General features: G+C 65.8%; 11 protein-coding genes. 3 read left to right on the forward strand and 8 right to left on the reverse strand.

All coding sequences use genetic code 11. The features are described 5' to 3' along the window. Nucleotides 1–47: 47 nt before the first annotated feature. Nucleotides 48–1,214 carry an acyltransferase family protein gene (locus tag ACO6D6_RS03715; RefSeq protein ID WP_484783331.1) on the reverse strand — a complete coding sequence of 389 codons (1,167 nt, stop codon included), beginning with the start codon at nt 1,212–1,214 and terminating at the stop codon, nt 48–50. 87 nt (nt 1,215–1,301) lie between these two features. Here ACO6D6_RS03715 and ACO6D6_RS03720 point away from each other — a divergent pair, with 87 nt between their 5' ends. Beyond that, nucleotides 1,302–2,474: a sensor histidine kinase gene (locus ACO6D6_RS03720; RefSeq protein ID WP_484783332.1), complete on the forward strand. Its 1,173-nt coding sequence runs from the start codon at nt 1,302–1,304 to the stop codon at nt 2,472–2,474. Next, nucleotides 2,471–3,067, forward strand: coding sequence for a response regulator (locus ACO6D6_RS03725; protein WP_484783333.1), 597 nt, complete (start codon nt 2,471–2,473; stop codon nt 3,065–3,067). Before ACO6D6_RS03720 ends, ACO6D6_RS03725 begins: the two co-directional genes overlap by 4 nt. Before the next feature lie 21 nt (nt 3,068–3,088). Here ACO6D6_RS03725 and ACO6D6_RS03730 read toward each other — a convergent pair whose 3' ends face one another. From ACO6D6_RS03730 to ACO6D6_RS03740, 3 genes are all read right to left on the reverse strand, one after another. After that, nucleotides 3,089–5,773 (reverse strand): FAD-binding and (Fe-S)-binding domain-containing protein, encoded by a 2,685-nt coding sequence (locus tag ACO6D6_RS03730; protein WP_484783334.1) that lies wholly within the window; start codon nt 5,771–5,773, stop codon nt 3,089–3,091. Between the two features lie 130 nt (nt 5,774–5,903). Next, complete coding sequence (locus tag ACO6D6_RS03735) at nt 5,904–6,842, reverse strand: carbohydrate kinase family protein (protein WP_484783335.1); 939 nt, start codon at nt 6,840–6,842, stop codon at nt 5,904–5,906. A gap of 9 nt (nt 6,843–6,851) precedes the next feature. After that, nucleotides 6,852–7,787 (reverse strand): DUF4192 domain-containing protein, encoded by a 936-nt coding sequence (locus ACO6D6_RS03740; RefSeq protein ID WP_484783336.1) that lies wholly within the window; start codon nt 7,785–7,787, stop codon nt 6,852–6,854. Between the two features lie 93 nt (nt 7,788–7,880). Here ACO6D6_RS03740 and ACO6D6_RS03745 point away from each other — a divergent pair, with 93 nt between their 5' ends. Next, complete coding sequence (locus ACO6D6_RS03745; protein ID WP_484783338.1) at nt 7,881–8,492, forward strand: hypothetical protein; 612 nt, start codon at nt 7,881–7,883, stop codon at nt 8,490–8,492. Here ACO6D6_RS03745 and ACO6D6_RS03750 read toward each other — a convergent pair. From ACO6D6_RS03750 to ACO6D6_RS03765, 4 genes are all read right to left on the reverse strand, one after another. Beyond that, nucleotides 8,482–9,414 carry a DMT family protein gene (locus ACO6D6_RS03750; RefSeq protein ID WP_484783340.1) on the reverse strand — a complete coding sequence of 311 codons (933 nt, stop codon included), beginning with the start codon at nt 9,412–9,414 and terminating at the stop codon, nt 8,482–8,484. The genes ACO6D6_RS03745 and ACO6D6_RS03750 overlap by 11 nt on opposite strands. Nucleotides 9,415–9,512: 98 nt before the next feature. Next, nucleotides 9,513–10,589: a peptidoglycan-binding protein gene (locus tag ACO6D6_RS03755; protein ID WP_484783343.1), complete on the reverse strand. Its 1,077-nt coding sequence runs from the start codon at nt 10,587–10,589 to the stop codon at nt 9,513–9,515. Nucleotides 10,590–10,685: 96 nt separating this feature from the next. Beyond that, nucleotides 10,686–11,315: a M48 family metallopeptidase gene (locus ACO6D6_RS03760; protein ID WP_484783345.1), complete on the reverse strand. Its 630-nt coding sequence runs from the start codon at nt 11,313–11,315 to the stop codon at nt 10,686–10,688. Between the two features lie 81 nt (nt 11,316–11,396). Continuing rightward, a complete protein-coding gene (locus ACO6D6_RS03765) occupies nt 11,397–12,146 on the reverse strand; it encodes an ABC transporter permease (RefSeq protein ID WP_484783346.1) in 750 nt (249 codons plus the stop codon). Between the last annotated feature and the right edge of the window lie 10 nt (nt 12,147–12,156).

Raw genomic sequence — 12,156 nt, forward strand, 5'->3', positions numbered from 1 at the left:
ACATGAGGGGACGGGAGCAATCCCGTCCCCTCACCATCACCGCCCGATCAGCGCACCCGGCGCGGGTAGCGCCTGCCGTTGAGCCAGGCACCCAGCCAGGTGTGCCGGACCAGCAGTTCGTAGGTGGCCAACAGGACCGCGGTGGTCACGGCCCACGTGAGCAGGAGCTTCACCAGGATCGGCCATCCCATATCGGCCAGCGGGATCTCGAACAGCACCAACAGCGGCAGGTGGACCAGGTACATCCAGTAGGAGGCGTCCGCGAGGTAGCGGATCCAGGTGTGTTCCCGGTCCAGGAACCGCACCGCGGCGCCCAGCAGACCGAAACCGAGCAGCCAGCCCGCCAGGGCGACGGCGACCATCAGCACTTCCCGCGGCACGCCCGGGAGCCACACGACCACCGTCGCGATGAGACCCAGCACGAGCATCGAGAGCCAGTTCCCGGCGATCCGTCGCATGGATTCCGGGGATGCGTGCAGGAACCAGCCGGTCAGGAACGCTCCCAGGTAACCGAGCGTCGATGCCGGTTCCGGGACGATGGTCGTCGGGGCGATGATCCCACCCGCCGGTTCCCCACCCTGGAGCAGCAACGCAGCCACGAAGACCATGGCCGGGAGGAGAACACCGGCCGGGTGGGACAGGACCTCACCGATCCGGGTGGCGGCCCGCCCGGCGCACTCTGTCCCCAGGAACCGGAGCAGCGCGGCCCGGGCGAGAAGCACCAGGGTGGCGAGCTCGAACAGCACCAGCAGGAACCAGAGCTGCCCCGGGGTGAACATCATCAGAGGTGAGACCGGCTCCGAGGCCATCGGTGCCGGCAGGCCCCGGACCGAGGCCCCGTACATGGCTAGGAAACCGAGCGGGATGACCGTGAACGGCCAGAAGACGACAGCGGGCAGCAGGATCCGCTTCGCACGGTCCCGGAAGTAGCTGCCGGACCCGCGCCGCAGAGTGACCATTCGCCCGAAATAACCCGCCAGCAGCATGAACAAAGCCATCCGGAACAGGTGGATCGTGCCGGATACCCACAAGGCGACGATGCTGCGCTCGGAGTCGTTGATCATCCAGACGATGTCGGTGAAGGGCAGCAACGAGTGCAGGACCACGCCGAGCAGCAGGGCTCCGGAACGGACGGCGTCGAGGCCGTGGAGGCGTTGCGGGAGGGCATCGCAACGAGCGGTGCCGAGTTCGTGAAGGCATTTTTCGGTGGTCATGGTTCGAAGTTACGATTCCGGACTCGCCTCCACCATCGTCCGATCGGTGGATGGTGGTTGCCTCCACCGGACCGGGACAATGGTCCGGTGGAACACTACGAGAACCCGATCGCGATCCGGGCGGCACGCTGGGGGCCCTTCGTGTTGCTCGCCGTGTCGGTGATCATCGGCTGGGCCCTGACGGGCCGGCTCATCGACCCCGGAGGGATGCTCATCTCCCTGTGTCCCGCTGTCCTGATCCTGCTCGGCCGCGTGTTCGTGGCGGCCCGGCCACCGTCCGCGGGAAGCCCGGCGGCACTCGCTTTCGTGGTGGGAAATCTGCTGCTCGCCCTGGCGGCCTCCCTGTTCAACCCGTTCATGTGCATCTACGCGTTCTCGAGCTATCCGGATGTTGAACGCCTCCTGGCGAGCTCCTTCCGGTTGCCCGCCACCATCGCCACGGGGCTGGTGATCGCGGTCGGGCAGGCCGGCGGAATCCCCGGGGCCTCGGCGACTCCTTGGCTTTTCCCGCTGCTGGCCCTGGTGAACATCGGGGTAGCCTTTCTCATGCTGACCCTGAGCCGGGAACGCGAACGTCAGGTGCGGATCCGGGAGGAGACCGCAGAGCGACTGGCGAAGGCCAATGCGACCAACCTGGCCCTGCACGAGGAACTGATGGCACAGGCCCGCCAGATGGGTATCGACCAGGAACGGGCGCGATTGTCGCGGGAGATCCACGACACCGTCGCGCAGGGACTGATCGCTGTGATCCGCCAGCTGGAGGCTCTCCCCTCCTCCTTGGACGACCCCGCCCGGGAAAGGGTCCGGCGAGCCGAACACGTGGCGCGGGACTGCCTCACGGAGGCCCGGCGGGCGGTGCAGGCCCTGGCGCCGCGCCAGTTGGATGACGATCCTTTGTCCGATGCCCTGCACGAGATCGTCAGGGGTTGGGGACGGATGAACCGTATCGTCACCGAACTGGATGCCGACGACGCCCCAACCACCTCGCCGCACGACGGGGTGCTGGTCCGCGTCACCCAGGAGTCCCTGGCCAACATTGCCCGGCACGGTAATGCCAGCCGGGTGTGGGTGCGCCTCGACGGCACACCGGCCGGACCACGGATCCGCATCACCGACGACGGTGTCGGGTTCACACCCGTCTTCGCAGCCGGACACGGGCTTTCCGGCATGCGTGATCGCCTGACAGAGATCGGCGGCAGTCTGAGAGTGGACAGCGCGCCGGGGAAAGGATGCACGGTGACAGCAGTGGTTCCCTCATGAGCCTCCGGCTGGTGGTGGTGGACGACCACCCGATCGTCAGGGACGGCCTCGCCGGGATCTTCGCCCTGGAGGAGGACATAGACGTGGTCGGGCAGGCCGGGAACGGCCCCGAAGCACTTGCCGTGGTGGCCGAGCGCGATCCCGACCTGGTGCTGATGGACCTCAGGATGCCCGGCGGCGACGGGTTCGCGGCCATCAGGCAGCTTCGGGAACGGGGCGGGCGTCCCCGGATCCTCGTGCTCACCACCTACGACACGGAACGAGACATCCGCAGGGCGATGGCGGCGGGGGCCGACGGATACCTGTTGAAGGATCTGCCGCGCGATCAGCTCGTGGCCGCCGTCCGGGAACTGATGAACGGCTCCCCTCGAACACACATCGACGCCCCCCACGGGTCGCAGTTGTCACTCACCGACCGGGAAACCGAGGTGCTGGCGCTGGTGGCGGACGGCCTGACCAACCGGGCTGTCGCCAGGAAACTCGGGATCAGTGAGGCCACCGTGAAGACGCACCTGGCCCACGTCTACACCAAGCTGGAGGTGCTGGACCGGGCGGCCGCGGTACGCGAGGCCTGGGAGCGGGGGCTGGTCTGAGAACCAGCCCCCGCGCCAAGTTCAGGGACGCGTGGCCTGCTCCACGAGTTCGAGGATGTGGACGTAGGGTTTGCCCGTCGCCCTGCCGATACCGATCTCGCAGGTGCGGTTGAGCGAGGCGTAGGCGTCGAAGTGGCGGGAGTTGATCTCCGCGGCCTCCCGTTTCGCGGCCGATGCGTTCAGCTCCGGGTGGAGCATTCCGCGGTCACCGGCGAAGGCGCAGCAACCCCAGTCCAGCGGGACGTAGGCCTCGTCGGCTATGGCCTCCGCCAGGCCCTTGAGCGCGTCGTTCAACCCGAGGTGGGTGGACGAGCAGGTGGGGTGCAGGGCGATGGAACCCAGGCGACGGGTCACCTTCAGGTGCGGCAGAAGCCATTCATGGGCGAACTTGACCACATCGACGAACTGAACGGCCTTGAACTCCTCGCTGGAGGATTTCGACTGCATGACGTGGAAACCCTCGGTGCAGCTGGCAGCATCCACCACGATGGGAACCGCACTGCCGCCAAGACGCTCCTCGGCCCGTTTGAGCTGGGTTTCGTATCCCTTGAGGAAGCCCTTCGACTTCCACGGGGTGCCGCAGCACAGGCTGCCGGTGTCCAGTGTGGTCACCGGCACCCCGGCACGTTCACACAAGGCGGTGAACGCCTTGGGAACGCCGCTGGCGAACATGGTCTGGATGCAGGCCGGGAGGTAGAAGGCCACCGGGGCGGCCGCATCTCGGCTCTTGGGACGCTTGCCACCCTTGGGGAGGTCCTTCGAGTACTGCGGCATGACGTCCGGGCTGATGATCTTGCGCGCCACCTTGGTGATGCCCGATGCGACCGGGGCGACGGCATGCGCCGTGGTCATCGCGACACTGGCGCCCTTGGTGAACGGCCCCCAGGCCTTGGCGGCGGCCCCCCACACCCCACCGAGCACACGGTTGGCCTGCTCGGCGCGCAGCCTGCGCACCAGGTCACCGGTGTTGATGTGGAGGGGGCAGACCTCCCCACACATGCCGTCTACGGCGCAGGTCTGGATGGCGTGGTAGTCGTAGTCCTTGTCGAGGTCCTTCAGGAGCTGCTCGTCGGGCTGGTTGGAGGCCATTTCCCGGCGCAGCGCTATCCGCTGCCGCGGCGTGAGGGTGAGTTCGCGGGAGGGGCAGACGGGTTCGCAGAAACCGCACTCCACGCAGCGGTTCACCTCTTCCTCGACGCTGGGCACCAATTTGAGATTCTTCAGGTAGCCCTGCGGGTCGTCGGTCAGCACCACACCCGGGTTCAGGATTCCCGCCGGATCGAACAGGCGCTTGATCTCACGCATCACCTGGTGGAGTTCGTCCCCGTACTGACGGGCGACGAACGGGGCCATGATGCGGCCGGTGCCGTGCTCGGCCTTGAGGTTTCCACCGTGCCCGATCACCAGTTCAACCATGTCCTCGGTGAAGTGGATGTAGCGCTCCATGCACGCCGGGTCCGTGAAGTTCTCGTTGAGCATGAAGTGGACGTTGCCGTCCTTGGCATGACCGAAGATGACGGAGTTCTCGTACTGGTGCTGCCCGAACAGCTTGATGAGTTCGGTGCAGGTTTCCAACAGCGTCGGCACGGGCACCACGATGTCCTCGAGCAGCGCGGTCGCACCGGGGTTGCGGTGTCCGGCGACCGTGGTGTAGAGGCCCTTGCGGATGTGCCACAGCCGGGCGCGTGTGGGTCCGTGGCTGGTGGCCTGGGTAGGGCTCGTCAACGGAAGCGAGGTCAGCAGGGGGGCCACTGCCTCGATCTTCCCCTCGACCCCCTCGGCGGTGGCGTCCTGGAGTTCCAGGAGCAACGCGGCCTGGCCGGTCACGTCCAGTTCCAGGATCTCGGGGGTGGCCTCGGGAAGCGTCTGCGCCACCCTGAGCGACTGCGCATCCATCAGCTCGATTGCGGCGAAGCCGGCGGCCACCAGGTCGGGAAGCGCGGCCGTGGCTTCCCGGAGGGTCGGGAAGATTGCCAGGGCGGAGGCCGCGTGGGGTGCCACCGGAATGGTTCGGAAGGTGGCGGAGGCCACGAACCCGAGGGTCCCCTCGGAGCCGATCATCAGGTGCCTGGCTATCTCAAGGGGGGTTTCGAAATCCAGCAGGGAGTTGATCCCGTAACCCATGGTGTTCTTCATCGCGAATTGGCGACGAATGATGTTCACCGAGTCCGGGTTGTCCAGGATCCGTTGACGCAACCTCATCAGCCCCGCGGCAAGTTCGGGTTCGGCCTCGGCGAACTTCCGGGCGGCGTCCGGGGCGGCCGTGTCGATCCGGGTACCGGAGGCCAGGACGAACTCCAGCGAATCCAGGGTGGCGTAAGAGTTCTCGATGGTGCCGCACTGCATGCCGGAGGAGTTGTTGGCCACCATGCCGCCGATGGTGCAGGCGATCTCGCTTGCCGGATCGGGGCCGAGTTTGTATCCGTACCGGGCCAGGCGAGCGTTGACGGCGCGAATGGTCTCCCCCGGGGAGACCTTCACCCGACGTCCCTCGTCGAGGATCTGGATCCCGCGGAACCCGCGTCGCGCATCAACGAGGATTCCATCGCCGGCGGACTGCCCGGACAGGCTGGAACCGCCGGCCCGGAAGGTCAGCGGAGAACCCTCGCGACGAGCGTGAGCGAACAGGTCCAAGATGTCGTTGACGTTCTGCGGCCTCGATACCTGTATCGGGGTGAAGGCATAATGAGAAGCGTCGTGAGCCATAGCGAGACGATCTATCGCTTTGGAAGAAAGCATCGTTGCCATGTCCCAAAGCCTAATCTCCCTTTGGCTCACACAACGCCTGCAATTAGGTTAACCTAACCAACCTTATTGCGAATACAGAAAGAGTTTCCTAATCAATTTTCTTCCTCGGCGAGGAGAGAAATTCCTCCAGTTCGGCACGGGTCGGGGGATTCGCACCCTGCCTGGTGCAGACCAGCGCGGATGCCCCGGCACCCCAACGAAGGGCCCGCTCGACATCATCCGGACGCCTGGCGTAGGAGGCCAGGAATCCCGACATGAAGGTGTCCCCGGCCCCAACCGTGTCCACCAGCCCGATGGCGTGGCCCGGGACGCGGAACTGCCGCCCGTCGGGTTTGATGGCGACGGCGCCATCGGGGCCGAGAGTGACGACGCACAGGGCCAGGCCGTACTCAATGCACCACGCCTCCGCGTAGGGCAACGGATCCGGGTCGTCCACGAGCCAGCAGATGTCCTCGTCGCTGGCCTTGACGATCCCGCCGCCGGCCCCGACGGCGGCTATCAGCTGTTCAACGCGCTGGAAGTACTCCACGCGGTCGGGAAGCACGGTCGGACGCACGTTTATGTCATAACTGAGCGAGGCGGGGGTGGAGCGCACGAAATTCAGAACGGCCCGCGCCCCCGGACCGGAGATGGTTCCGATCGATCCGAAGTGCAGCCAGTCGTTTTCCCTGAGTTCGGGGAACTCCCCTGCCCGCCAGCCGAAATTCGACGTGTTCTGGAAGTGGAAGGTGTAGGAGGCCCTGCCCTCGGTATCGAGCGAGACGACCGCAACGGACGTGGGCTCCCCCGTCCTGACCACCAGGTCGGTCGCGACGCCGTTGTCCTGGAGGTAGCGTTCAATCTGACGCCCGAAGGCATCACCACCCAAACGCCCCAGGAAATGACTGTCCTCCCCGAGCCTCGCGAGCCCGAGTGCCGTATTCATTGGACCACCACCGCACAGCGCTGACCAGTGGGTCTCGGCCGAGGAAACCTGTTCTCCCGGCAGCAGGTCGATGAGAGCCTCTCCGCACACAACGAAACGCATGTCCTTACTCTAGTGGCCCGCCATGCCGGTGGGGAATGAAACGGGAGGTTTCACCGCCAGCGCCTTCAACCCCCGCAGCAGCGGCAGGAGCCGGTGTCCGGGAGCGAGTTTCTCCAGCTGCTCCAGGCATTCGGTCTGCTGCGCCCCCTGGTTGTCGAACCAACAGACCAGGGACAGCAGCGCGAGCACCTCGGGGGCGTGCGAATCAGAGCACATTCGCCTGGCGTAGGCGATCCGGGGACGCAGCCTGGCCGCACCCTCGCGGTCGAGATTCGCCACCACGGCCCCCGCGATCCCGGGGTCGGAAACCAGGACGGCCAGCTGCGCCCCCTCAATGGGAAGCAGGGGTTCCCCACAATCCAGCAGCCTCTCCGCCAGTTCCGTCCGCTGCTCGCAATCGAGGCCGCTCACGTGGTCGAGGGCCAATTCCGTCAGGTACTCGGCTTCCTCGCGTTCATCGGGGGGCCGCACCTCGGCGATCACATCCGCCCGGCTCGCGGCGACCGGGATCCCCAGATAGACGGCCTCCGCGGAGAGGTTCGTCACCGAAGGATCCCAGCCACGGCCGTCAGGAGGTTCCAGTCCCAGCGGGGTGACGATCCAGTAACGATCCGGGGTGGCCACGAGCACGTCGGTCACCCTTCCCCGGAGCTCCAGGGCAAGGCGTATCAACCGTTCGCAGTTTCCCTCCGGGTCCATCGTGTATCCGAGGATCACGAAGCTGCAGGACATCACCGGTTGAGCGGCGGCCTCGACCTGCCGGATCAGGTTGCATCCGTCCTCGTCCAGCCAGTCAAGGTCCGCGCGGGCACAGAACTCCACACGATTCTCCGAGATTCCCAGGACGACACAGGACTCCGTCGGGTGGAACCCGAGACAGATCCCGGGCACGCAGAGAAGATCCTCATCGGTGCGGCTGCGCAGGGTGGCTTCGAAAATGTTCACATCATCGTTATGGGAGCCAACGGGCCGGATCCTCCGTTTCTGGTTGAACCGCCGCGTTTGTTGACAAGTTCCACAGGTATGGTGTGAGCCACCATGAACGTTCCACAGTGGCAGAACAACCACCCGCAGTTTCCCTCCCAGCAGGGACGCGACCCACGGAAGCCTTTCGGCTCCCCCGCCCCCGGTCCCCTCAACGCACCCACCCAGATCGAGGCCTACCAGCAACCCCGTGGTGGTGCGGCACGCAGCATACTGATCGGGGTCGTGGCCCTCGCCGTGGTCGCTGCCGTTCTACTGTGGTTGCAGTTCGGGACGAACCAGGATGGGGCCACCGGCGGCCCCTCCAGCGTGGTCCCGTCCGCGAACGCGTCATCACTGGGTGCGCAGGAAAGCAAAGCACCCTTCGATGCGAACGGCGGGGGAACCTTCGAACTTCTCTCCCACAACTGGACCAGCGACAGCGAGGTGGAGGTTCAGGTCCGCATCACCTTGAACGAGGGCTCCGCGTCCTTCGACATCTACCTGCTGTCGAGCAGGAACATGAAGAGCTACCCCCCGGTCAACTCCCCTTCCCTGAGGGCCGGAGCAGGGCGGCCCCTGGAGACCACCCTCAAGTTCGCGGCGCCCAGGGACAGGAGCACCGTCGTCCTTTCGACCGAGAGCGGGAGAGGCCGGGGACTGGCCGCGCTGACGCTCAATCCTTGAGGGCGGCCGCGGTTTCCTTCGCCGCCTTCTCACGCTCCGCCACGGCATCGGGGTGATCCTTGGACAGCATCACCACCCCATACACCGCCACTGCACCAGAGATGATCATGCCGGATGCAGGACCGATCCCCATTCCAGCCCCTTCACCGAGGACGAACAACCCGAACAGGACGGCGACGAAGGGATCGACCGTGGTCATGGTGCCGACCGTGATCTCCGCGGGACCGGATGCGTAGCCCTGCTGGATCATCCAGGCCCCGAGGCAGTAGCAGGCGAGCATGTATCCGATGACCGCGAGGGTCGTGGGGTGCAGCAGGTGGAATTCCCCGGACTGGACCATGTTCATGGCGGCCTTCATCATGCCGGATGCCAGGCCGTAGAAAATTGCTCCGACCGATGACCACATCACCGCCTTGGCCCAGGGAGCGGTCTTCTTGGCTGCGAAGAAGGAGAGCACCGCGCAGATCACGCAGACCGCGACGAAGGACCACGTGATCGGCATGAAACCGAACTGTTTCTCCCCGGTCGCGAACAGGGACGAGAACACCGTGAATCCGACCACGCCGATCACGGTCACCAGGACGGCCCGCCACACCCGGAAGGGGATCTGATGGCCATGGATCCGGGAGCTCAAAACCACCGACCACGGGACCGCCAGGATTCCGACCGGCTGGACGACCGCCACGGGGGCCATGGTCAACGCCCACAGGTGCAGGCCGGCCCCGGAGAACACGCAGAGCAGACCGAGCAGCCATTTGGGGATCAGGAGCAGTTTCAACATCCCGATCAACGTGAGGCGGTTGGAGGACGCCGTCGCGTTGGGATCGAACGTGGACTTCACGCCTATGTGCTGCAGGGTCGCCCCGCTGGCGAACAGGAAAGAAGAGATCACCTGCAACGTGATGGCCAAGGGGATGCCCACGCGCGTCACCTTTCACTAACTGACAAGAACTGCAAAGGACACCCTAGTAGGTGGTTCTCCCCGAACCATCAGACCTGGGGCTGGTTCTACCCGGGATGTCAGTTGGCGTAAACCACTACCTTGTCCCCGACCTGCACCTGGCTGAACAGCGACGCGATGGCCCCCTTGTCACGCACGTTGACGCAACCGTGGGATGCGCCGTTGTAGCCGTTCTGGGCGAAGTCGGCGGAGTAGTGGACGGCCTGCCCGCCCGAGAAGAACATGGCGTAGGGCATGGGGGTGTGATAGAGCGTCGAGACGTGGTCACGGGACTTCCAGCCCACGGAGAAGACCCCGTTGCGGGTGGGGGTTTCATCCGATCCGAAACGCACGGAGAGCGTCATCTGGACCTGACCGTCGATCACCCAGGCGAGTTTTCGCTGCGCCTTCGAGATGCACAGCACCCGGCCCTGCAGGCAGCGGTCGTCGAGAGTCATCCCGCTGTCCGCGGGTTTCCGGGTGGGTTTGACATTGTTCAGCTCGTCCTGGGTGGGTTTGCGGGTCATGGAGTTGATCCGGTCCAGCGTGCGCTGATCCACCTCGCCCGTGACGGGGAGCTGTCGTTTGCCCTGGAAACCCTTGACGGATTCGACCGTGGTGTCGTCGTACTGCCCGTTGACATCCGGGCCGTACCAGCCGATCTGCTTCAGCCGGGCCTGGATGTCCTTGACCTTGTCCCCGCTGGCACCCTTGGCCATCAGGGCGGGACCGGGCTTCAGGACGTTGTTCTTCTCGTCCTCGGTGGGTTTGCGGGTCATCGAGGTCAGGCTGTCCATCGTCGCCTGATCCACGGAACCCAGAACCGGGAGCCCGCGTTTGCCCTGGAAACCCTCGACCGCCAAACGGGTCTTGTCATCGAACTCCCCCGAGATCTGTCCCTCGAACCACCCGAGTTGGAGAAGCCGGTGCTGAAGTTCCCGGACCTTGTCACCGCTGTCCCCGGGGGAGAGCAGGGCCGCGACGGAGGCCGTCGGTTCCGGTGTGGGGCTGGCGGCCTCATCCGGCCCGGCCGAGGCGGAACCCGACTCCGAGGGGCTGGGGGTCACAGAGCTCGAGGCCTCGTCAGGGGGATTGCCCTGATCGACGTTCGTGATGATTTCCTGACCACATCCCGAAAGAAACAGCAGTGAAATCACAGAGACAAGCGCAAGACGTCTCACTATCAGGCTCCCGTTTTGACTTGGACTCGCGTCCCACCTTTGCCGCTGGGGATTCATGGTACGGCATGGGACTCAGGTCGTGCAGGCGTTGAGCAGCCTTCTCCGTTCGGCGTGGTCCGGGAGGGCAGCCGCCACCAGGGACCAGAATCCCCGGCCGTGGTCGGGATGCCTGAGGTGGGCCAGCTCGTGCACGATCACGTACTCGAGAGCGGTCACGGGAAACCTCACCAGGGCCGTGTTGAGGGTGATCGCCCGGGTGCGGTGATTACAGGAACCCCACCTGGTGCGCATGGTGCGATACCGGATCACCGCTGGCCGCGGCACCCCCATGACCGGCACCCACGAGTCGAGCAGCGGCCGGGAAACGCGTTCCATCTCGCTGCGCCGGAACCTGGCGACGGCACGCGCCCTGGCCGCCTCGTCGTCACCCGTGACGACCAGTCGCTGGTCGGTGATCCAGGCGCGGGCCCGGCCTCCCCTCCGGTGTTCCACGTCGTGCCATCCGCCCCACAGCCTGACCCTCCCCCCGTCCTCGAACCGGTCCGCGTCGAGGGCCGCGCCCCGCAGTTGAGCGCGTTTCCGGTCTATCCAGGCCCGTTGTTCCCGGATGAAACGGCTTATCCGCTCCGGAGGAACACCGAACGGGGCCGAAACCTTCACGTCTCCCCTAGGTGGAACGATCCGCAGGCGGATATTCCTCATCCTTTTCCAGGTTATCGACACCGCGAGATCGTCCACCTGCATCAAACGGTCTTCCACCATGTTTGAAACTCGTTTCCGCTATCAGGATCCCTGCGGGGCGGGCAGCACGGGGCTGCGTCCGCTCAGGGTGGAGAACAACGTCCCCGTCACGGCGGCGCTGACGAGGATGGCGGAGAGCATGGTCAGCTGGAACATCGCGGCCTCGACGGGACTGGACCCCCCGAAGAGCGCACCGATGAATGCCCCCGGCAGGGTCACCAGGCCCGTGTTGCGGGTCTGGTCGAGGTTCGGAAGCAGGGATTCCCGCACCGAGCTGCGCCGGAGCCAAGCGGTCGCCCGGGACGGGGTGGCCCCCAGGGCCAGCCAGCCCTCCACCTCGCCCCGGTGGGCGTCCAGATCGGCCCGGATCCTGCGCGAGGTCAGGGTGACCATGTTCATGGAGTTGCCGATGACACTTCCCGCGATGGCCACCACGTGCTGGGGCGTGTACGAGATCAGCCCGACCAGGAGGGTCAGCAGCAGGGAGGACATCCCTCCCGCCACGACGGAGGCCACGGCATTCCACCTCCCGCCGGGCAGTCCCTCGGCCCTGGAGGCCCCCGTCCAGGATGCGGTGGAGAGCATCAAGGCGATGAACCCCAGCACCAGCCAGGGCCATTGATTGACGCCGCTCAGCAGCACGGAGATCGCGGCCAGCTGCATCGCCGCCCGCAGGACCGCAGTGAGCGGCAACCAGCGCAGCGCCACCCCGTGTAGCCGAAGCAGAAGAATCGCGGTGGCGACGAGTGCCAGAATCCCCCCGCCGAATCGCAGCCAGTCCCACACGCTCACACCCGGACTG

It is taken from the genome of Arachnia sp. (assembly GCF_057238465.1).

Coding starts and splice junctions, on each gene's coding strand:
- ACO6D6_RS03715 (WP_484783331.1), bottom strand. CDS start 1,214: ATGACCACCGAAAAATGCCTTCACGAACTCGGCACCGCTCGTTGCGAT.
- ACO6D6_RS03760 (WP_484783345.1), bottom strand. CDS start 11,315: ATGAGGAATATCCGCCTGCGGATCGTTCCACCTAGGGGAGACGTGAAG.
- ACO6D6_RS03725 (WP_484783333.1), top strand. CDS start 2,471: ATGAGCCTCCGGCTGGTGGTGGTGGACGACCACCCGATCGTCAGGGAC.
- ACO6D6_RS03735 (WP_484783335.1), bottom strand. CDS start 6,842: ATGCGTTTCGTTGTGTGCGGAGAGGCTCTCATCGACCTGCTGCCGGGA.
- ACO6D6_RS03730 (WP_484783334.1), bottom strand. CDS start 5,773: ATGGCTCACGACGCTTCTCATTATGCCTTCACCCCGATACAGGTATCG.
- ACO6D6_RS03745 (WP_484783338.1), top strand. CDS start 7,881: ATGAACGTTCCACAGTGGCAGAACAACCACCCGCAGTTTCCCTCCCAG.